The 21,848-nt window shown below is 34.7% G+C and carries 18 protein-coding genes; all 18 read left to right on the top strand.

Annotated elements, in window-relative coordinates; translation table 11 throughout:
* Window positions 1-500 precede the first annotated feature (500 nt).
* The 18 genes from CN601_RS02920 (at window position 501) to CN601_RS02845 (ending at window position 21,452) form a co-directional block, all read left to right on the top strand.
* Window positions 501-2,051 (top strand): primase C-terminal domain-containing protein, encoded by a 1,551-nt coding sequence (locus CN601_RS02920; protein WP_098169994.1) that lies wholly within the window; start codon window positions 501-503, stop codon window positions 2,049-2,051.
* Window positions 2,052-3,309: 1,258 nt separating this feature from the next.
* On the top strand, window positions 3,310-4,101 hold the full coding sequence (locus CN601_RS02915; protein WP_098169993.1) for a hypothetical protein: 792 nt from the start codon (window positions 3,310-3,312) through the stop codon (window positions 4,099-4,101).
* Window positions 4,058-6,040, top strand: coding sequence for a type IV secretion system DNA-binding domain-containing protein (locus tag CN601_RS02910; RefSeq protein ID WP_098169992.1), 1,983 nt, complete (start codon window positions 4,058-4,060; stop codon window positions 6,038-6,040). Before CN601_RS02915 ends, CN601_RS02910 begins: the two co-directional genes overlap by 44 nt.
* A complete protein-coding gene (locus tag CN601_RS02905) occupies window positions 6,037-7,104 on the top strand; it encodes a conjugal transfer protein (RefSeq protein ID WP_098169991.1) in 1,068 nt (355 codons plus the stop codon). Before CN601_RS02910 ends, CN601_RS02905 begins: the two co-directional genes overlap by 4 nt.
* Window positions 7,105-7,109: 5 nt before the next feature.
* On the top strand, window positions 7,110-7,343 hold the full coding sequence (locus CN601_RS02900; protein ID WP_098169990.1) for a TcpD family membrane protein: 234 nt from the start codon (window positions 7,110-7,112) through the stop codon (window positions 7,341-7,343).
* The gene (locus tag CN601_RS02895) at window positions 7,340-7,729 is read left to right on the top strand and encodes a TcpE family conjugal transfer membrane protein (RefSeq protein ID WP_098169989.1); all 390 of its coding nucleotides are present in this window, start codon (window positions 7,340-7,342) and stop codon (window positions 7,727-7,729) included. Before CN601_RS02900 ends, CN601_RS02895 begins: the two co-directional genes overlap by 4 nt.
* 12 nt (window positions 7,730-7,741) lie before the next feature.
* Entirely contained in the window at window positions 7,742-10,192 is a 2,451-nt protein-coding gene (locus CN601_RS02890) for an ATP-binding protein (protein WP_098169988.1), read from the top strand.
* A complete protein-coding gene (locus CN601_RS02885) occupies window positions 10,192-10,623 on the top strand; it encodes a membrane lipoprotein lipid attachment site-containing protein (protein WP_098169987.1) in 432 nt (143 codons plus the stop codon). Before CN601_RS02890 ends, CN601_RS02885 begins: the two co-directional genes overlap by 1 nt.
* An 11-nt stretch (window positions 10,624-10,634) precedes the next feature.
* The gene (locus tag CN601_RS02880) at window positions 10,635-12,437 is read left to right on the top strand and encodes a CD3337/EF1877 family mobilome membrane protein (RefSeq protein WP_098169986.1); all 1,803 of its coding nucleotides are present in this window, start codon (window positions 10,635-10,637) and stop codon (window positions 12,435-12,437) included.
* Window positions 12,438-12,533: 96 nt separating this feature from the next.
* Window positions 12,534-13,571 carry a bifunctional lytic transglycosylase/C40 family peptidase gene (locus tag CN601_RS02875; protein WP_098169985.1) on the top strand — a complete coding sequence of 346 codons (1,038 nt, stop codon included), beginning with the start codon at window positions 12,534-12,536 and terminating at the stop codon, window positions 13,569-13,571.
* A gap of 16 nt (window positions 13,572-13,587) precedes the next feature.
* On the top strand, window positions 13,588-14,121 hold the full coding sequence (locus CN601_RS02870; protein WP_098169984.1) for a hypothetical protein: 534 nt from the start codon (window positions 13,588-13,590) through the stop codon (window positions 14,119-14,121).
* Between the two features lie 193 nt (window positions 14,122-14,314).
* Window positions 14,315-14,488, top strand: a complete 174-nt coding sequence (locus tag CN601_RS26770) for a hypothetical protein (protein WP_179865416.1) — start codon at window positions 14,315-14,317, stop codon at window positions 14,486-14,488.
* A gap of 767 nt (window positions 14,489-15,255) precedes the next feature.
* On the top strand, window positions 15,256-16,128 hold the full coding sequence (locus CN601_RS02865) for a type II toxin-antitoxin system SpoIISA family toxin (protein ID WP_098169983.1): 873 nt from the start codon (window positions 15,256-15,258) through the stop codon (window positions 16,126-16,128).
* 83 nt (window positions 16,129-16,211) lie between these two features.
* Window positions 16,212-16,406 carry a hypothetical protein gene (locus tag CN601_RS02860; protein ID WP_098119130.1) on the top strand — a complete coding sequence of 65 codons (195 nt, stop codon included), beginning with the start codon at window positions 16,212-16,214 and terminating at the stop codon, window positions 16,404-16,406.
* A 107-nt stretch (window positions 16,407-16,513) separates the two neighbouring features.
* Window positions 16,514-16,654: a hypothetical protein gene (locus CN601_RS26765; protein WP_179865415.1), complete on the top strand. Its 141-nt coding sequence runs from the start codon at window positions 16,514-16,516 to the stop codon at window positions 16,652-16,654.
* 1,137 nt (window positions 16,655-17,791) lie between these two features.
* Window positions 17,792-19,267: a spore germination protein gene (locus CN601_RS02855; protein ID WP_098169982.1), complete on the top strand. Its 1,476-nt coding sequence runs from the start codon at window positions 17,792-17,794 to the stop codon at window positions 19,265-19,267.
* Window positions 19,264-20,355, top strand: coding sequence for a GerAB/ArcD/ProY family transporter (locus CN601_RS02850; protein ID WP_098169981.1), 1,092 nt, complete (start codon window positions 19,264-19,266; stop codon window positions 20,353-20,355). Before CN601_RS02855 ends, CN601_RS02850 begins: the two co-directional genes overlap by 4 nt.
* Window positions 20,352-21,452 (top strand): Ger(x)C family spore germination protein, encoded by a 1,101-nt coding sequence (locus CN601_RS02845; protein WP_098169980.1) that lies wholly within the window; start codon window positions 20,352-20,354, stop codon window positions 21,450-21,452. Before CN601_RS02850 ends, CN601_RS02845 begins: the two co-directional genes overlap by 4 nt.
* Window positions 21,453-21,848: the final 396 nt, after the last annotated feature.

The following is a 21,848-nucleotide window of genomic DNA, read 5'->3' as shown; positions in this document are numbered from 1 at the left end:
ATTAGTGGTGCATTATTTGTAGAGTCAGCGGAACCTGTATACCTAGGGAAACATTGGTACATCGACAGTTTTTTACTTTTCATGAGCTAATTTAATAAAATAATACATCGTTCTCTCAGTGATATTGTTGAATAAACAGCGGAACCTGTGTACGAGAAATGCACCACTGACACAGTTGTATCAGCGGAACCTGTTTAGTAATCTTTTAGAGAGAATCCTTGAAACGATTGATAGGACAGGGTTTCTTCTATTTTTATAAAAATTATCTTTTATCAAAATTGGTTCATTTTCTGCTTTTTTGGTGCAAAATCTCAGCGGAACCCGCATGGAAAAAATCTTTTCAACTTTTTCTAAACCTCTTGTGGCTCTAAGCTTCAAGAGGTTTATTTATTTTGGTGCATTTTGCTTAGAGAGCACACTTTTTCAAAAAACGATTTCGATATACTTATTTCAACAAATTATTCTAGCATTCTTATATATATTTAAAGGAGGTATACGCAATGGAAGTGCATGAATTAGATCATAAATTAAGAAGTGTTATTTCACCAGTTGAAATCATGCAATTCATGACCCATAACAGCCTGCATTTATATAAGAAAAAAGGATCTCGTGCGCCATTTGATAGAGTTGTAGCTTACGAGAAAGTTGAAAAGAATAATCCGTACCGTAAAGGGGCGGTATTCGTGTCGCCTTCTAAAGAAGACCTTATTAATGGTAAAGGCTATGTTGTTACTTCTTATGAAGCGTTGCAGGACCGTTATCAGCAATTGTCACACTGGACACCGAACACCTACCGAGGTGGTTCATATTACGATTTCAAAAATCGAGTGATTAAGGGGCACACACGTGAAAATCTTAAACAGATTAATGTCATTGGGTTTGACATCGACACTAAAAACGTCGATTTGTATGCCCTTTATTTAGGCTGTGAAGAATTAGGACTACCACGCCCAAATCTCTTATTGGAAACTCCAAGGGGATTTCAAGCTTTTTTTGTCCTGGACACTCCATTTTATATCCATATAAACAAAGATTACAAGGCAATCCGAATAGCAGAGCGTTTATCAGAAAATATACGGAAAGCATTAAGTAAGTATGTCCCAATTGATACAGCGTGTGTACCGTTTGGTTTTTATCGTATACCAAGAGAGGATAATACACTTGATTTTTACGAGGTACCGACAAGCACGAATCAATTGCTTTCATGGTCAAAAAAGTTTGATGAACAAGAAAATAGGTCCTTCTTGCGTGTTGTTTACAATAAGTATACATCTGCATTCGATCAAACGTCTTCAGACTGGTATCATGCACTTATCCGTGCAACGGATATTGAAAAAGGGCATCATGGAGCCAGCCGTAATAATGCTCTTCTGACGATGGCAATTGCCAATTATGCTAGTGAAAGAGAGTTTGAAGAGGCATATGATGAACTGGACCAATTTAATAGTAATTTAGAGCAACCTTTATCAAAAAGTGAATTTGAGCGTACATTAAAAAGTGCGTATTCTGGGAAGTATAAAGGTGCAAAACGTTCTTATGTTGAGGGGTTACTTGAATTATGGACAGATGGACAAGCTCAATTTTCTGGAAGAGAAGGTTGGTATAAGTTTAAAAAACCCCGCGAGGAGCGAGTACGTTCTCATTATAACGAATGGGAAGAAGATATCGTTGCCTTTTTAGATGCTAGGACAAGCCCCGAAAAGCCATTTTTAGAGGGCTCATTTAAGATGCTTGCTGAAACCTTCGGAATGGCAGTATCATCTCTAAAAGAAGTTCTGAAGCGTTCTAGTAAACTAAAAAAATATACAATTGGCCAAGGGCGGGGTGCGATCACGAAAGTGGCTAGCCGATCTATGCTCTTTAAAAGACTGTTACTACTACGTAAGGAACAAGTTAGAAATGCCCAATTAACATTTGCTGAGTTATTTCCTGAAGTCAATCTGTTTAAACATGCACTTGCCATACCGTCTGTAGAAGTTGATCTACTTTGGGAAGAGCTGAATCTGATTTATCGTTCTGGAGCATCTCCACCTGAACAAAATACCGGTTAGAATTATTAAGCCAGTCTGCCATTACATATCTATACTCTCCTTTTGTCCGGTGTTGGTTGCTTGATTTTACTTTTGGAGGTTCTTAGTTTTGGAAATTCTGTTTGGTTTTATTTTAAAGCGTAGAGTGAAGTACAGTTACTTTCGAAAAGATACTTCGAAGGGATAGTTTTAAGATTATAACTAGAATAGGTGAAGTCCGGTAAATGAAATTGTTAGTATTTCAGAGGAAGAAATTTAAGATATCCTATAATTTTTGGTCATGGCTATGCATGATTTTATTCATTGTTAATATGGATGGTTTGAGGTAAATAGATAGTTTTTATACTAATTAATTTAATTGTGTAAAAAGTGATCTGTATTACCAAATCAGAATTAATTTAGAACTATGTGGGGTTTTAAGCTAAGCTTTTGAGGCATTTACGTAGTTAAAAAGGAAATTTATAGGAGGTTCTTCTTACTTTAACTTTCTTTACATGGGCATAGGGAACGAATTTACTTGATTGGAATTGTCAAACAGATGTACGTATTGTAAAATGTTGGGAACTTAGAATTTTCGCAATTTATATAGCTTTCAATACGTAATCCTAAAGAAAACGAATGTTTGTATTCTTTGTGGTTAGGTTTTGAGAACTTTTCCACTCATACAAAGGCAGGATTGGCTCCTGTTTATATTCGTAACCAGCAGAAGACCTCGCCTATACAACGTAAACATAGCCGAGGTCTTCTGCTACTCTATAAAGCCGGAGCCAATCCAAGTATGAGTGGGATGGTTTAGTTAAAAATTTAAAGGGTAGTGTGAATGGAGGAGGGGAGTTTAAGTAAAAAGATAAGTGACTAAGTTCAAGGTCAAGAAATAAGTTCCAGTGAAAAAGAGAAGTCAAGATCATATGCAAGTTTACGATCCAAGTAGGTTAAAAAAAGTTTAAAAATGGTTGAGATGAAGTTAGAATGTCAAATGAATGATGTAGGTTTGCTGCTTGTTTTGAGAAAGGATTTGTGTATAAAAACTATTAAGGGAAGTATATGTAATCATTAGTTTATAGAGTGTAAAGATTAAAAGAATAATGAACTTTTCAATTAGCTATTTTAGTAGTTTGATATGGGACATTGTTCTAGGTATCTATTAATTTCTTATATGTAGTTGTGATTCAAATTGCGGTATGATTTGTCTTTTTTGCTAATGGAATTGGTAACGGGTTTGGTTAACTGTTAAACAGGAAAGTGGTTCCTATATTCTATGAAAAGGGGAATGTTTCCGATGTTGAAGTACACTTCGTTAAAAGAAAAGGATTTAGAATATCTTACGTTTATTTTGAGAAATGGTATGGTTACGGCAAAGCAGATGATGTTGAAATTTCAAGAACCAAATATTCACCGTGTTTATCGACGGTTAAGAAAATTAGAAGGCAAGAATTATGTAAAGCATGAAATGATTGCTCATAAAGTTGGAGTATATTTGGGGACATTAGATGCCCGAAATTTAACGAATGTTAGTGCAACGGTTCCAACAAAGGCCTCCATTTATACAATGCAGCATGATCTTCTTTTAACTGATTTGGTTCTCTATTATGAGTTTCAAGCTATGAAGCAGGGAGTTCAATTTAAATATCGTACTGAAAGAGAAATTCGGTATTCGATGATTGGACAAGGAGATAATCAGAGTAAATTAAAGGCTTACAATGCAAATAGGGACCGAATACCTGATGCTGTTTTCTTTTTCAAGGCAACTGACGGAAAAGTTACAACGACTTGGGTTGAATTGGAACTAAATAAGAAAGAACGAAAACGATATGATGAAAAGTTTAAGCTTTTAGATGCCATGCTTTCAAGTGAACGATCAGAAGACCAATCTTACGCGTATGATCAAGTGATTTACTTTGCAGATGATGTCAAAATACACAATGTAATCAATCAAGCAAAACAACGATTCATTAATGCGAATAAAATTTCCGTGCGTAAAATTCCTTCGGTTATCTTAGAAGAGCGTTGGGAAGAGGTGATGCCAAATGAATCCAATGCTGAAAAGCCAGGAACAATCTCAACAAACTGAAACGGACCGATTGATTGGTGAAATGGTGCTATATGTCTTAATCGGGATGATTGGGTTATTATTCTTTATTCCCGCCCTACTAGGAATGCTAATTTTTGCGATGATTCATCAATTCAAAAGGGCCTGGCTATCATATGTTGCTCTTTTGGTAGGGGTTTTGCTTCTTTTATGGCAATTTCAATCAGGAAAAATTCTTACCTATTTTGGCATCATTTCTGAAATGAATATCCCTTATCTATCAACTGGCCTTGAACGTTTTTTCAATAAAGGTCATTTCATTCATGCCAATACTTCTTCATATGTAATGTTAGTATCAATCGCGTTGTTATTTTCATTTGGTTTCTTCATCTTTGCAACGTTTTTTTGGAAAAAGAAAGTGAAAACCAAATCTGGTGAAGTACGAAAGCAAAAGGCAGCACAAAAGTATAAAGGATTACGTAAAAACAGGGTTAAATTTTTGGACAAGAAGCAACAAAACTATCGAGAAAAACCGTCAAAAGAAGTTTTTATAGGGTACACCGATTTTAAAGAACGTGTATCACTGAACTCCAACGAATTAAACTACCACATGCTTGCGACCGGAGGAACCGGTACAGGCAAAACGACGTTAATTGCTTCTTTAATGGAAGCGGCATTGCAGCAAGATAAACCAATTATCTTTGTTGATGGAAAAGGCGAACGAAAATCGATGCTTGAATTTAAATCGTTATGTGAAGCATATGGGAAAAACGTTTACCTATTTTCTGAAATGGACCACCTCACTTATAACCCCATCAAGAATGGAACTCCCACAGAAACAAGAGATAAATTAATGTCGCTTTTTTCCTTTTCTTCCGAAGGAGATGGCGCCTATTACACCGATATTGCTTCACGTTATCTACAGTTGGTCGTTAAACTCATCGATGAGGCAGGCGAACCAAGAGAGATTAAAACGATTGCAAAGTTAACCAATTTTAAGGAATTGAACGAATTCTTTAAAGAACACAGTACCCAAGAAGAAATTGAAGAAGAGGTCGAAGTTGAAGTAGATGAAGAAGTTGTAGTCGGAAAGATTGACCATGCTTCTTTAGATGACGATTTAAGCGGTTTTATCACTCTTTCTGAACCAAAGATTGAGACGGTCAAGAAAACGGTTGTGGAGAAGCATAGGCGTTCAATCACAAAACTTCAAGAGGAAATGAAACACATCAAAACCATTTTAGATCAAGAATTTCCTGAAGAGATTGTGGAAGGTTGTCTGACTCGTTTGAAAATGCAATTAGGTGAGTTGTTAGAATCTGATTTGGGTCATTTGTTTATCGAAAGTGAAAAAGGAATTGACCTTCAGAAGATTACAGATAACAACGATGTTGTCATCTTCAGTATTTCTGGAAGCAGGTATGCTGATTATATTCGAAAAATTGGGAAAATGATTATCTTGGACGTAAATAGTTTGGTTGCTTACCGACAAGTAAGAGGACGAAAATCAATTTTCGGTGTATATGACGAGTTTTCAGCTTATGCGGACCGCAGAATTGTAGATATTGTGAATAAATCACGTTCGGCAGGGTTTGAATGCATTATTTCGACTCAAACATTGTCTGATATTGATGCAGTTGACCCGATTATGACCGAACAAATCATATCCAACTGTAACATACTCGCCACTGGACGTGTCAATTCATCAAAGGATGCAGAACGGATTGCAAAAGTGTTTGGAACGTATTCTGATCAAGAAGTCACACAGCAGATCCAAAAGAAATACCCACATTTGAGCTATGAAGCAGAAATGGGTACGGTACGCAATGTCGAACGATTCAAAGCCAATCCAAGTGAAATTAAAAACTTGCAAATCGGTGAAATCTTCATTAATCGAAAAATGGTTGAGGAAGAAGAGCAAGATACCTATTTCCGTCGAGTGTATGTACGAAACGCATTAGACTTAGGAGGGATTCAATGAATGTTTTCGACGCTCTTAAAAAGAATATAGATCATGGCAGAAAAAGGGTCTTAAGAGATGAAAGACGTTTAAAATCCTCTCGATTGAATGGGAGGATGGCCTTTTCCATCCTATTTTGGTTGGGGCTAGTAGGTGTTATTTTCTTCTCCTTTCAATCATGGGCTCGGACTGGGTTTTTAAACAAGAAAGTAAATGGTTATCAGGATGAAGCAGCAGCGCAGATTGCCAGTTTACATGAAGTAGGCTTTGCGAATTCCCCAGCTGGCGAAGCGTATGCCAGTCAGTTTATTGATACCTATATCAATCTATCGAATGATAAAAATAAGCGAGAAAAACGAGCAAAAACACTTCAAAGTTTCCTTGCTGAAGGGTTAACGGTTGGACAGTTAGAGAATCTTTCAGCGTTTCAAGGAAAGCGAGTTTTAAAGAGTGCGAGTCTTTATGAGGTGAAGGATGTAAAAGAGGATGCAGCTAGTTACGTGTACCATATCAAATACGAGCTTTTCAACGTCACTCCAAAAAAAGAACAAGTAGAAGTGAAAAAGAAAAATGAAGTAGGGAAAGAAGAAGTTATAAAAGAAGAAAAAGTGGCAACGGTAGTTAAAGCATTGGGGTATAAAGAAGAAATGATTGTCGTCCGACTAGGAACTGATGGAAGTTCCTTCAACGTGATTGAGCAACCTTATTATCAAACACTTCCGAGTGGAACAAGACTTACGGCCATTCAAGATCAAACAGATCAAGCGAAAAAGAATGTACAGATAGAAGATGAACTAAAACAATTTTCCTCACAATTCTTCACTTCTTATACGACAAATTCCATCCAGGAAATGTCATATTTGATGGATAATCCTGAATCTCTTAAAGATCTTTACGAGTATAAGGGATTAGAAGATTTTGTAGTATATGATGGAGAAAAAGAAGGGCAATACATTGTAAAGACGCTTGTGCTCTTACAGGAAGTAAATACGGGACTACAAACGAAACACCCATTTACCCTTGTTGTAAGTAAAGAAAAAAATAAATTTTATGTTCATAAATTAAAACACACTTTAGGAGGATGATTTCCATGCTACCAGATATTACAGGTCTAACCGATTATGTTTCAAGTCAGGTTGCTGCGATCGTATTTATCATCATGATCGTCATGATTGTTCGAGCGTTCATCTCGCAACGATGGGGACAGTTCTTCTCAAGTTTTATTTTTGCGGTTATCTGTTATGTAATTGTCGCAAATCCTGGTGAATTTGAAAGTTTAGCAACGGCTATTTGGAAACAAGTTAAAAGTGGTGGTCTTCATTGAGATCACAAGCCTACAGTTACCGAAAATTCTTCAAATATCCTTTGAAAATTTGGAAAATCGGAAAAGGTGAGAAATCTCTTGTCTTCTCCAAAGGAATTGAAATCAGACAAATAATTGTCTCCGTTCTGATTTTTGGATTTTTCTTTCTTTTTAGAGGAAGTATTAATCAAGTTTTACCGACCCCTCTACAGCTGGCTTTTTACGCGGTGTTGCCGTGGATGATCGCTGGAGCAATTTGTCGGAGTAAATTAGATGGTAAACGGCTAGATCGCTTCTTTATTGGCTATTTTCGCTATGTATTTACGAAACGATTCAGCTATAGCAACGGAAAGTGCGTTTACCAGCTCCAAATGAAAAAAGCACAGTCTTATGATCGATTCCAATAAGGTGGTGGATCCATGATACAGTTTCCGATTCAATCTTATAAAGAAAATGTCATTTATACCCATGAAATGGAGGCCTGGTCTTACTATCGTTTACATGAAAATACTGTAGGCGTGAATGAAGAGGAAGCTGAAAATCATCTTGTTAACAGACTTCAGAGGCTCGCTTGGCAGTTTGCAGCCTTTGAGGAAATTGATTATAAAATCATTCCGATTCCAATTGATATTGATAAACGGTTGAATCGTCTAGAGCAGCAGTATGAAGGCAATTATGCCGAAATTGGAAAATACTATGCAAATCGTGCAAAAGATATTTTGCGTGAAGAAGCAAAGCATGTTGTGGAGTATAAATTCTTTGTCGGTGTTAAACTCAAACGTCGTGATCTTGATGAGAGTTTGATTCATACTTTTTCCTCTTCTTTTAAAAGTATGAACCGTTATTTACAAAAGCTTGCAGGTTTTGGCGGACAAGAGGTAGATGATGGTACTATCAGTCTATTTAAAGAATCCGAAGAAGAAGCTTTTGCAACGCTTCAAAACTATTTAGGGGCTTATCGAATAAAAGAAAATGAACTACGATATCTAATCCGTCATCAGTTTGTCAGAGGTCAGAAACCACCAAATGGAGAAGGGAGTATGTATAGCCTTACAGAAGGGATACTTGACCCAGGTAAGCCTGGATATGTTCATATTAAACAGTTAGATGATGAGTCCTGGTGTGCATTTCTTTCCGTTTCTGAATTTCCAATTGATGTAACCTATAAAGAATGGGCATATATATTTCAGTCGTACGACTTTCCAGTCGAACTAAATATGAGAACCATCTACAAGAAAATGAAGGATGATGTAAACCAGACCAATACCATCAAAAAGCGTTTCCGCGATCAAGATGCCCAATTAATCGAGGCAAACGAAGACGATGACAGTTTGATTAACACGGGGCGAGAGCTGTTACATGATTTAGAGAATCAAATAAAAAATCAAGGAAAACCACTTCTAAGAACGCACATCCATTTTGTCGTCTATGGCAGGACAAGAGAAGAAGTCCGAAAAAGAGCAAGAAGGCTAAAAATCGATTTTAAAGATCGACAAATTGAACTTGTACAGCCATTGGCCGATCAATTCCTTTTATTCCATCAGTCCATACCAGGAGCCAAGGTTATAGCAGAAGATTGGGAACAAATTTTGACGCCTGAATCATTTGCAGAGTCACTGTTTTCTCTTACACGAAAAATTGGGAATACGGTAGGGTTTTACTTAGGGAAAAACATATCACACGCGGGAGAAAGTCTTGAAAGCTCTCAGTCTCTCATATTTTACCACCCATTTCTTGCTCATTTAGGGTTAAAAGGGTCTAAATACTCTTCCCCTCATGTCACCATTTCAGGACCAACTGGGATGGGGAAATCGTATCTTTTGAAAGACATCTTATTAAATTCCGTCTTTTTCGGGGCAAAAGTCCTTATGACGGATCCCAAAGATGAAGTCGAAAAGAAATTTAAACAGGCACTTACCCCTGAAATGGACTATATAGCTCCATTTTTCAAAGAGTTGATTGAAAGCTTTAACTATATCACGCTATCGAGTGAAAAGAAGGATGCAGGGAAACTTGACCCACTTACTTTTCTTGAAGGAGAAGAAGCACAGGATGCAGCTGTAGGCGTTCTTGAATATTTATCTGAACTTCAATCGAATGAACGCAATGTTAAAACAGCTATCTATAAAGGTGTCCGTTATATTATGCAACAGGAGAGTAAGCCAGGCCTTTTAAAAGTCGTTCGCTACCTGCAGACATCTGACGATCAGGATGTTAAAAATGTAGGCGACTTACTTTACGAGATTGGCACAAATGGGATTGCGAAACTCATGTTTTCAGAAGGGAATGTGGAAGGGATCAGTCTAAGTGAACAAGTCAACATCTTACAGATTCAAAATTTAAATCTTCCAGACGAAGGAGAAAAGGCTGTCACGCGGGATGAACACATTGCCGTTGCACTGATGCAGCCATTAGCGAAATTCGCAACGAAATTTGCTCGAGATGATTCAGTCGTGAAATTAACAATTTTTGAAGAAGCGTGGATGCTCATGAATACAGGTGCTGGTGATCGACTGATTAACGAATTGTTACGGACTGGCCGTTCATTACGTTCCGCTGTTTACATCATTACACAGTCTACCTATGAATATAACAAACCACAAATCAAAGAAAATATCGGAACCAAATTTGCTTTTAAAGCAAAGACGACAGAGGAAGCAGCGAATATTATTGAATTTCTTGGCATGGAGGACAATAAAGCGAATCGAGATATGCTGAAAAACCTGACAGAAGGTCAGTGTATTGTAGAAGATATGTACGGTCGTACCGCCAAAATTCAAACAGATGTATTGTTTGACGAATGGATTCATGCCTTCAATACAAAAGAAAATGATCGAGGTAGAGCAGAAATTGAGGAGGCGTTTATCTAATGAAAAAACTATTAATCTTTTTTATTACTTTGATTGCACTTTTAGCAGGGTGCAATCAGAGTGTTTCTCCTGAGGATGTGGCAAAAGTAACTTATGAGTGGGAAAGAGCAACCCTTAAAGCTGATTACGAGAGAGAACAAAAACTTTTATTTAAAGAAGGAACCTACGAAATCCATAAAGAGAGTCCTGCTAGAAACAATAATCTAAAATACAAAGATATGAAAATTGAGGTTTTTTATGATAAGAAAAATAAAAGGTACTACAGTCTATTTAGCTATACAAATCCTGAGGCAGGAAACAAAGTAGATGACAGTTATGTTGTTCGTGAAAAAAATAGAGTGTTGAAAATAGATATAGAAGGAAGTAAAGATATAGACCAAGTGAAAGTAAGAAATAATTTTGAGCGGGAAGCTTGTATTCACTGCAAATAAGGAGGGATTAGATGAACTTCCTGAAATATGGCATAGGTTTATGTCTAGCACTATTGTTTCTTCTAGTTCCAGCAGCTTCACTTGCAGAAGGTCCTTCACCAATTGTTCAAAAAAAGGAAGAAATGGTTGGACGAGTGATATTAGAGAGTAAAGAGTATCCTCTAGATCACTATAAAATGGAAGCAGACATTGGGGATGGACTAAAGGACACTGGTGATAACGCATTGCATGCCATAAATCAGGGGATGTGGGGAATTAATAAGACAATTGCTAGCTTTACCCTTTATTCTATTAATCAGCTCATGTCATTCGATTTAATTAGTACCATTGTCAGCGAAGCAGGCATTATGAGTGAACGAATCTATCAAATTATGTCAGGGACTTTCTTATCGTTGTTTGTTGTTTTTATAGGAGGAGTCGCAGCATGGCGTTATTATGTTAATCAACAAGTCGGTTATGCAGTAAAGGCAATTCTTGGCGCTTTAGCTATTATGGTTCTCACCTTTTGGTTTTACTCTGATGCAACTGGAAATATCAAATGGTTGAATGATAGAGGAGCGGAACTTGAAGGTATTGCCAGCTCAGCAAACGTACTTGTCAGTTCAGACGAATTTGATACCAATGCTGCATATGACCCAAAAGAGGGAATTGCGGTCTTAGAGAATCAATTGTTTAACCTTATGGTAAAGCGTCCATATTTGCTTCTAAATTATGGTTCTACCAAAGAGAATGAAGTAATAAGTCAGGATCCAAACCGAGTAGATAAACTATTAGAAATCTTGCCTTACACAGAGGAAGGAAAAGAAAAAAGAAGTGACGTCGTAACAGATGAGTCTAAGAATGGTAACAAGCAAATGTCACCTGATTTTAGTGGGGAACGATTTGGATATTTAATCATCACGATCATTTCTACCATTGCTCTTTCGATTCCTGTGTTGTTATTAGGAATTTTTAAGTTTTTGCTTCAGATATGGTTTTTAGCATTAGTGATTTTCACGGCAATTCCACTTGTTCTTTCATTAATTCCTTCTTACAGTGAAAGTGCATTCAATCATGGCAAGAAGTTAGTCGGTGTGCTGATGATGAAGGCAGGGTTAGTACTTTTAATCGCCGTTATAACTGGAATTGTTACTTTACTTTATGAATCGGTCAAAGTCACTAATGGGGTAGAGGGTTATGCCTTTGTCGTCTTTCTAATCTGCATTACGATGTGGGGCTTATTTAAATATCGGACTGAACTATTTGAGGTTGCTTCTGCTGGAATGATACAGGGTCAGCAAGTCGTCGAAAGAGTGACAACCAACACATTTGACAAAATGGGTGATGCAGGCGAAAAAGGATTCACTGGAGTTAAAAGAATGGTAGGTAAGGCATATAGAAACCATCAAAGGAAAAAACGTCATGAAGAGCTCCTGGGGGAAGGTGAAAGGCGGAAAACTTATTCAAATGGTTCTGTGTCGAGTGGTGGACGATCAAATCACCGAAAAGCAGTGGGGGTAAATGCTCCGCAAAAACTAGGTTCACGTAAAAATCAAGAGCAACAAACTACTGGTAAAAGTATGAAAAATGCATCCGCAGGATTGTCAGAAAGAACAGCAGCCAAACGCTCAACAGGAACAAATCATCATCAACCTTCCTCTCATCGTAAGTCGTCAGGAAGAATGGAAGGTCAAAATGAGGTAGCAGCATCTAGAGAATCGGACAAATATCTTACTAAGTGGGAAGCTCAACAACAGATAAATAAAAGAAGGCAAAATCCATCAACTGAAAAGGTTAAGCGATCAGAAAGTAGAAAACCAAAACAACGAAAATGATGTTTGGGAAAAATGTTTTGACGCAGTTACATTTCGCTTCGTGCAGAGCAAATTGTTTATTTTTGCGTTAGAATTTCGTTTTAGAAAGGAGTGCCTATGCAAGGTGTTTTGAAGAAAGGTGCAAAAGTTACTGGAACCATTGCCGTTCTTAAAAACCCTCTCACCTGGATACTTGCAGGTATCCTCCTTCTTGTCACATCCATTTTCGGAGTTGCTTTATTTCTTTCTATTAGCTTAGGCGGAGAGAATCAATTTGAATCGGGCATGTCAGGTGAAGGAGCTAAAGGAACAGCAGTAGTATCAGCTGAAGTATTGCGATATGAACCACTCATACGTAAATATGCTGAGGAATATGGAATTGGTGAGTATGTGGAGCTTATTAAGGCTCTTATCCAGCAAGAGTCAGGAGGAAAACAGTTAGATGTGATGCAATCATCGGAGTCAATCGGACTACCTCCTGGAGCTATTATGGACCCTGACTATTCGATTCAAGTCGGAGTGAAATATTTTTCGGAAATGATGAAGCAAGCCAAAGGCGATATTCGCCTCGCATTGCAAGCTTATAACTTCGGAAATGGCTTTACTCCATATGCATTGGAGCGTGGAGGCTATTCCAAAGAAGTAGCTACCCAATTCAGTCTAATGATGGCTGAAAAGCTTGGCTGGTCTAGTTACGGTGATGTAAATTATGTGGAACATGTCCTTCGCTATTACCACACCGAAAATGGCAGCGTTGTGGTTGTGGGTAACAGTACCCAACGTTTTGATGTGGAGGAAGTCCATAATAAAATGAAAGAATTTCTTGGTCTTCCATATGTATGGGGTGGTAGAACACCAGCATCAGGAGGGTTTGACTGTTCAGGATTACTTGAATATGCTTTCGCACAAGTTGGAATTGATCTATACGGGACAGCCGAGTCACAATACAACAAAACTATCCCCGTTCCTGAAAATCAAATAAAGCCAGGTGATCTAGTTTTCTTCTCTACTTATAAGATAGGACCTTCTCATGTCGGAATGTATGTAGGAGATGGAAAGTTCATTAATGCAAATAGCAGCAACGGCACTTCCTATTCTTCCGTTGAAGAATGGAAGAAGTACTATCCTTTCTTAGGCTTCAGACGGATTCCATAATGGAGGTGAGAGGTTTATGGAACCAAATCAAAAGAAAAACGTCATCTTGCTAATGTTTGGGTTTATCGCTGCGGCTATCGTGATCGTATATGCGTTCAGTTTACGAACACAGTTGCAAGAAGTCATGGCCAACCAAAAAAACTATGAAGAGAAAATTGCTTCTTTAACCTCTATCCAAAATACGGACGCATTAGAGGTAAACCGAGCATTTCTAAAAAACTTCTTCACCTACAAAACGACTGCTGAACGATATCAAAACATTAAACCATTTATGACTGATCAGGGATATAAAGCAACACACCCATCAGGTCTGAAAATTCCGAATGGGGATCAATCGGTGAAATCCTCAATCGTAGGATTAAAGCCCTTTGAATACCAATCTTCAAAGACTGAAGCTGAGTTCTTTAATGAATTTAAGTTAAATACAGAATTTAATGATGTCAGTAATACAGAAACCGTCATTGTCAAAACGTCCTTGATTTATGTGAAAGACCAAGGCTGGAAGATTGATGATGTTGAGTTTGTCGGGCAGTTGACAGGACAGAAGTAATATCAATAAGAGTTTAGGATAGGTAGTTAGATTTATTTAATATCTGACAGGAGCAAGTTACTTCACAATAACCATTCGATATGTTAGAATTTTCAGAAATATAGATGTGATGAATTTTCAAATATGTTAATAGTTTCAATCGTGAGCCAAAGGGACAGATAATCTTGATAACTTTGAAAGGGAGGAATGAAGAATGGATGTCAAATTAACATCAAAGGAAGTCATTACTCAGATCCAGAAGTTACATAATGAAGGTAATTCTCTACGTAAAAAAGAGGTAAAACAATATTACCCTGATTTAATGCGGAGTGCTTTGTATTACTACCCAAGTTGGCAACATGCCTTAGATGAAAGTAAAATAAGCTAAAATATTTAATTTCTAACAAAACAAACGAATGACATGACTCTATTAAGTCATAACCACCAGTTTAACTGGTGGTTATGATTTCTTTTAATTTCATAAAAAATTGCTCTATTTTATTTGATATTTAATAAATAGATGCAAGAAAACATTTTTAGCATACAATAGCTCACATCATTAAAGAGAACAAGAAAGTTCTCCAAAATAGAAATATCAGTGAATCAGGTGGGGCGATGTACTATAGATATCTTTCAACTTGGATTTTGTTACATTTTCTCCTCCATAAAAACGGCTAAAATATTTAGTGGTTTATTCAAATCTTATTACTTTCTTTCGTAGTGTTGTATTTCATTTTGCTTCAGCATACTGGTACTTACATTGGCAAGATAAAATAAAACACATGTTAAAAACAGGAATGCACCTGAAGTATATTAATCAATACGAGCTACAAATGAAATATAATCGTTAAATATAGTCATAGTTTTTATTTTAGTAATTTTATAAATAGATTTCTTAAAAGTTTAAAATTAAATAAATTAATGGAAAATTTGGAGGGGTTACTTATATAATAAAATTATTCTCTGAATTTCTATTAAAATATATAATGTTATAAAAGAGATTTACATAATCTTATGAATATCCGAAGGTTAACCTTTTCTTCAAAGCCACACGCGTTTTTTTTTTGTACTTTTGTAGAGATATAAAGCAACATAGTAATTGCAATAATGTGAAAGACAATGAACTCTGAAATTATAAAGATTTGGAGGTGAATTATGGCAAATCGTAGGAAACAAAAATTATTTAAGCGTTATGGATTTAAGATATTCTTAAAAATCGCTATTTTGGTAGTCGTCATAGCAGTTTCTTTTTGGTTAAAACTTAAATGGGGAAATTCAATATTTTCGTTTATTCAGGAATATAAATGGATTATTCTCGTTATAATATCAGGTATTATTTTATATATCAGTTGGGCATTCTTTGAATTCTTCAAGAAATATCGGCAAAACTTGCGTAAAACATGGTACTTCTTTTTCATTGTAGGAATTGTGTTATTACTTAATCAGAATGGTTTTGAGATAAAAGAGTGGCAACGTTATACGTTAATAGCAGGAATGTTTATTTTTGTTGATTTAGCTCTTTTCTTAACTCCAGGACTAAAGAAATTTGCAGGGGCAGAAATGGAACCTATCAACGATATGGAAAGCGTGAATGAGGAAATGAAGAAGGTTATTTCAAGAACGCAAGGTAGGATTGAGCAGTTTATTAATATATTAGATGCAATTGATAGCTCCAGATTTAAGACTGAAAATTGGTCTGATATAGAATCATATCGAAGTAGTTTAGAAGATTTCCTTGCCGTATACGGAGACACTTGTAGGCAAGAAATTACTGTTTTCAATATGGATGATACAGTGCTTTTTAAACAGGAACTTACAGGGACACTTGGAATAAAACTGACGGATGATGAAATAAAGTCATTAAAAAATAATGATGTATTGCACTTTGACGCTAAAACAACATTAATTCCTTTTATGGCAAGAATATATCCTGTTGTGATTACTGTTGATTCTGAAAAAGATGTTCTTGACATTGATCCTGATAATCTAATCAGTCTATCTACAATACATAGTTGGCTTAAACAATAGTTTTTTCCTAATTTATAAAGTAGTAGAAGAAAAAGTGTAAGTCTGATAACATAATGGTAAATACATAAGCAAGGAGTGGTTTTATGGAAGAGAGAATAGTAGAAAAGAAGAATGAAAGTACAAGACAAAGACGTAGTGCTAAAGCAAGGTCTCCTTTTTTATTAGAAAAGTCTACTCGAACGGTTCCACGAACTTCTCCATCACTATATACAAAGGATTTATTTAAGAGAAGCGATAAAGCGGTTGAACGTTTGAAGCATAGTCGATATGAAAATTAGGTTTATGAGAGCAGAGCAGAAATGATTCTGCTCTTTTTGTTTAAAAAAATCATATTTAGACCATACAGAAAATATAGTTTAATAACCATTGTATGGGAGAGATAAATATGGCAGACAAAAGAAAGAAAAGTCCATACTTATTGGATAAGCCTTCAACAGCACCAAAGAGAGATAGAAGTAACAGTCAATTAATGAAGCTAAATGAAAAAATGAAAGAGAATATTCATAAATTAAAGAAAAGCAGATAGGACAATCCTTCTGCTATTTTTTTGTTTAGAGGATAACGAAAACTAATTTTTTACCTTAATAACTTCCTTACAATTAAATTCAACAAACGCAACTTTAAGTTCGCTTTGGAAATCAATTACCTTCCGAGTATACGGTATTTGTGATAAGTGCGGAAATGGAGCCTCATTTAGAAGGTCTTTTAATGGAACTCTTTACTTAAAAGTACATCATGTTTATAGATTGGAAGATGGGGTGAAAGATACTAAAATCTGTTATTTCCCTCATTGCCAATTCGGTTTGTACTTGTTTTATTTCATTGCTAAATGACATCTATTCTTCATTAGCATTTAGGATAGCAAGAATTTCTCTATCACTATCAATGAATTGATTAACGTATCCTAACTTTGTATAAACATTCTCCACTAATGATTGCATTGATTTGTTATATTTGACATATTTTTCTCAGTAATGAGTAATTGATTTTTCGGATAATTCTTTTTTATATTCATGAATATTTTATCAGCTACTTCTAGCTTGCTCTACGTTTGAGTGAATAGCTTCATATGCATTAAATTGTCATCTAATTAACACCAACATTAACAACAACAACATCATTGTCATCATTAACATATACTTTATTATCTTTGGCATTGTTGTTGTTTTTATTGTTTATATCAATATTTTTGTTGTCGTTATCATTTGGTAAGTTTTGTGAACTGGAGAATGAACGACTGATTATTAATATATTTAAAGCGCTTTGAAATTAAGAAATATAAAAAAAGGTCTAATACAATTTTAAGTTTGGAGGAAATATCTAGGTTTGGGCTTTTTTGTTTTTATAAAATGTTGAAAATTTACCTGTATTAGATAGTGATATTTTTTATGATGTTCTTAGGATTATTTCGCGAATATAGGAACAGTTTGAAAAACATTAAGCTTCTAAATTATTATTCGATTCACAAAACCTTTTTTAAAAAATTTAACTATAAAATAAACCCTTATACTTTATCACTAAAAGGTACATATTGTTTTTTTTTTTGAGTTTTCTAATAATTATTTGGTAAATGAGTAATTTAGTATACTCTGATTTTGTTTTTGTATACACAGTATTTTTTGTGGAAAGAATTAAGTTATATAGTTCGATAAGGAGTAACATTATGCAAACTAGAACAGAAAGACTTCATGGGAATATTACTAATGAGCTTTCAGAAAATATAGAACAAATCAAAATATATTTAGCACAAACCGAAGATTTGATATTAACTGAAATTAAGAGTAATAGCTTTAACTATGCCATTATGTATCTGGAAACGATGGTTAATAAAGAATCTCTTCAGTCATTTATTATTGAACCCTTATTAAAGGAAAATACAGGAGAAGAAGAAAATATAATTAAAGTATATGAAATGAAAAAGTCTTCTAAGATTTCGACTATAGGTGAAAGTTTACTGGATGGATTTTGTCTTATTTTAAGAGAGAATTGTTCCTTTGGTTTATTGGCAGCTGCTCCCGAAAGTCTTGGACGATCCATTCAGGAACCAGAAAATGAGCAAGTTATAAATGGTCCCCACGATGGATTTGTTGAAAGTTTAAATACAAATGTTTACTTATTGAGAAAAAGGATACGAAGCCATCAATTTAAAGTGAAATATTTTGTACTGGGTAACATCACAAATACGAAAGTAGCTATGGTATTTATAGACTCCCTTGCTAATAGATCGCTCGTCGAAGAGATTGAGAAAAGAATTTCATTGATTAATGTTGACCATCTTCAATCAACTGGATCTTTAGAGGAATTAATTGAAGAAAATCCTTTTACTCCTTTTCCGCAAATATTAAATACAGAAAGACCTGATAGAGCTGTTTCATATTTATTAGAAGGAAAAGTATGTATCATCGTAGACGGAAATCCCACAGTCGCAATCCTTCCAATAACTTTTTTTTCATTTTATCAATCTCCTGATGACTATAATCATCGTTGGTTAATTGGTTCTTTTTTTCGGATTGTTCGAGTTTTAAGTTTCATTATTGCGATTAGTTTGCCAGCTATATATATTGCTATTGTTTCTTATCATTCTGAAGTACTCCCTATGGGTATTTTATATTCTATTAGAGTCTCTTTAGAGTTTGTACCTTTTCCCCCACTAATAGAAGCTTTTACGATGCAAATTATCTTGGAACTATTGAAAGAAGCTGCTATACGATTACCTTCTCCAATAGCTCAGACCATCGGGATTGTTGGTGGTCTTGTAATTGGTACTGCAGTAGTAGAGGCTCATTTAGTTTCTAACACAATGATAGTTGTAATTGGATTAACTGCTATTGCATCTTTTGTAGCTCCTGTTAGCGAGATGGGGACAAGTGCTAGATTATTAGGTTTTCCTACTATGATTGCTGCCTCTATTTTTGGATTCTTTGGGATAACCTTGACTTTAATGTTTATATTTATGCATTTATGTAAATTACAAGCCTTCGGTATACCGTACTTTTCTCCTTTAGCACCATTTAGGAAGGAAGATTTAAAGGATATATTTATTAGATTACCTATATGGAAACTTAATACAAGACCTACGAATGCAAAACCTAAAAAGTTATTACAGCAAGGATCCTCTCGAGTGTGGAAGAGAAAATGATACCGAAAAACACGTCGATTTCAAGATTTCAGGCATATTTCTTTATAGTCCAAACCCAACTTGGTATTGGGATACTATCCTTACCAAATGCTGTACAAAGAATAGCTAAAGGAGACGGTTGGATTTCGAGCATCATAGCTGGTATAGCTGTTCAATTGACTTTGATAGTTTATATACTCTTACTTAGACGATATCCGAACAATACATATCCTGAAATTATCCAAAAAGTTTTTGGACGCTTTTTAGGAAAGTTTTGTAATATTTTTATTTTCCTTTATTTTATTCTTACAGGAAGTCTAGCTCTAAAACTATTTATAATATGTATAAATTTATGGTTATTACCATTAACACCTATATGGATTATTTCTATGGTTATCTTGATGGCATGTATCTATTTAACAATTAGTGAGTTAAGAGTGATAGCCAGGTTTTTTGTTTTAGCATCATTCCTTATTGGATTATTATTATTTTTATCTTTATTAACTTTCAACTTACCTAAAGATGTTCAATACATTCTTCCAATAGGGAGCTCAGGGATAAAACATATTTTTCTTGGTAGTCATAAATCGTTAGTCTCCATGTTAGGATTCGAAGGCATACTCTTTATATATCCATTTATTCAAAATAGAGAAAAAGGTGTATTTAAAACAGTTACATTAAGTAATTTATCAATAACAACGATTTACACATATTTTATATTCCTTTGTCTTATAAGTTTTGCCCCAGCTCAGCTACCTATGATAAGGGACCCTTTATTATTTTTATTTGAAGGACTATCTTATGAAATGATTGATCGGGTAGATTTACTTTTCTTATCTGTATGGATAGTGCCAATGTCTACTTCGGTTATCGCGTATTTATATTTTTCAGTGAAAAGTATTAGTAAAGTGAAGACATATAAAACAGTACTTTGGATTAATGGAGTATTAATTTATTGCATATCAATCCTTCCAATGGATGAAAAAAAAATAGATATCTTTAGTAAATTGGTTACTTATTTAAGTTATATAGTAGTATTTGCACTACCTTTTATACTGCTTTGTTTTTCCGTACTTATAAACAAATATAAAGCGAGTGAAAATACTTGAAAAGTGTTAGTATAACAATAATTATTTCCCTTATATTTCTATTAACAGGTTGTTGGGATCAGTCGCTACTAGTAAATAAAACATTTATAAATGGAATAAGTTTTGACTTAACAGAAGATGGAAAAATACTTTCATCAGTTAGAACTTTATCAATTCAAAATAAAGGTGGAGGTCAATTTGAGGTTAAGGACGAAGTAATTCAAGCTTCACGACAGAATATATCTGGTCTAAGTGTAGATATAAACAAAAGTGTACCGGGTCAAATAGATGCTAGTAAAGCGTATGTTATCTTAATAGGCGAAGAATTAGCCAAAAAAGGTATACATCCAATATTGGAAGCCTTTTATCGCAATAAAAATGCATATGTCTCATCTAAAGTAGTAATAGTAGAAGGAAAAGGTAGCGATATTCTGTCATTAAATCCTGAAACGAGTCCTATAGCTTTTGTTATATTAAAAGGATTACAAGCAGCAGAAAAATCTACAGAAATTTCAAATGAAAGTGTGTTTACTGCATGGCCTCAAATCGTTGATCCTGGTAAGGATATTGTATTACCTTACGTCACTACTGATAACAAAAATAAACTAATTATTGCTGGAGTTAAATTATTTAATGGTGATAAGTATACTGGAATTAGTTTATCAGAGGAAAAGAGTAGTTTATTATTACTTTTAATGAATCGATTAGATAAGTTTAGTCAGATGGCTATTGATCTTGACAAAAATCGCACAGTCTTATTTAAGACAGCAAATGTAAATAGAGATCTAAAATTAAAAGTAAATAAATCTACACGAAAAATAACAGGTAAATTAGATCTTAAATTAAATATTGATGTTTTAAACTACTCAAATAAACCTGGCGTGAAAATAAACATAGAAAAGCTTAATAATGAACTTGCATCCGAACTCACTAAACAATTAGAATTTGTAACTAATTCCCTCTTGAAAGCTAATTGCGATGCTTTAGGAATTGGAAGGATACTATCAAGTTCCTATCCGGAAATTTGGAAGAAAATTGATTGGGAAAAAGAATATAAAAATGTTCAATTTGACATAAAGGTTAAAGTTAACATTGAAAAAACAGGTTCAGTGTTTTAATGATAAAGTTTACAATTAAAAAAGACTGGTTCAAAAACAAAAATTATTATTCTTGAATCAGTCTTTTTATAATTTATTTTAGGAAAATTTTAATGAATGATCAAAATTAAGAGTTTTCATATAATGAGTTATCATTGTCTGCTATTCTATTTCATTTAGGACTCTATCCTATATTAAGATGTGTATTTATTAGCTGTATTTATTATAAGCCTGGGGAAATCGCTGGCGGAAAACATCATCTAGAAAATGGCACTTGTTCTGTCACATTTCATAGGAATATCAATGTATCTATAATATTTTGTATGTTCACTTTATGTTAGTTGAGAACCCTTTAGAATTTGCAAGGAAAGTAAGAATTGTTTTTAATCATCTTATTCGTTAGCCAAAAAAAGGGCT

It is taken from the genome of Bacillus sp. AFS017336 (assembly GCF_002555445.1).
Lineage (GTDB): Bacteria > Bacillota > Bacilli > Bacillales > Bacillaceae_G > Gottfriedia.
This window is presented reverse-complemented; position numbering and strand designations above follow the sequence as displayed.

Bases quoted from the DNA above. Each gene is read 5' to 3' on its own strand.
- CN601_RS02865 (WP_098169983.1), top strand. From the start codon at position 15,256: ATGGCAAATCGTAGGAAACAAAAATTATTTAAGCGTTATGGATTTAAG.
- CN601_RS02890 (WP_098169988.1), top strand. From the start codon at position 7,742: ATGATACAGTTTCCGATTCAATCTTATAAAGAAAATGTCATTTATACC.
- CN601_RS02875 (WP_098169985.1), top strand. From the start codon at position 12,534: ATGCAAGGTGTTTTGAAGAAAGGTGCAAAAGTTACTGGAACCATTGCC.
- CN601_RS02860 (WP_098119130.1), top strand. From the start codon at position 16,212: ATGGAAGAGAGAATAGTAGAAAAGAAGAATGAAAGTACAAGACAAAGA.
- CN601_RS02910 (WP_098169992.1), top strand. From the start codon at position 4,058: ATGAATCCAATGCTGAAAAGCCAGGAACAATCTCAACAAACTGAAACG.
- CN601_RS02900 (WP_098169990.1), top strand. From the start codon at position 7,110: ATGCTACCAGATATTACAGGTCTAACCGATTATGTTTCAAGTCAGGTT.
- CN601_RS02855 (WP_098169982.1), top strand. From the start codon at position 17,792: ATGCAAACTAGAACAGAAAGACTTCATGGGAATATTACTAATGAGCTT.
- CN601_RS26770 (WP_179865416.1), top strand. From the start codon at position 14,315: ATGGATGTCAAATTAACATCAAAGGAAGTCATTACTCAGATCCAGAAG.
- CN601_RS02880 (WP_098169986.1), top strand. From the start codon at position 10,635: ATGAACTTCCTGAAATATGGCATAGGTTTATGTCTAGCACTATTGTTT.
- CN601_RS02885 (WP_098169987.1), top strand. From the start codon at position 10,192: ATGAAAAAACTATTAATCTTTTTTATTACTTTGATTGCACTTTTAGCA.
- CN601_RS02850 (WP_098169981.1), top strand. From the start codon at position 19,264: ATGATACCGAAAAACACGTCGATTTCAAGATTTCAGGCATATTTCTTT.
- CN601_RS02915 (WP_098169993.1), top strand. From the start codon at position 3,310: ATGTTGAAGTACACTTCGTTAAAAGAAAAGGATTTAGAATATCTTACG.
- CN601_RS02920 (WP_098169994.1), top strand. From the start codon at position 501: ATGGAAGTGCATGAATTAGATCATAAATTAAGAAGTGTTATTTCACCA.
- CN601_RS26765 (WP_179865415.1), top strand. From the start codon at position 16,514: ATGGCAGACAAAAGAAAGAAAAGTCCATACTTATTGGATAAGCCTTCA.
- CN601_RS02905 (WP_098169991.1), top strand. From the start codon at position 6,037: ATGAATGTTTTCGACGCTCTTAAAAAGAATATAGATCATGGCAGAAAA.
- CN601_RS02870 (WP_098169984.1), top strand. From the start codon at position 13,588: ATGGAACCAAATCAAAAGAAAAACGTCATCTTGCTAATGTTTGGGTTT.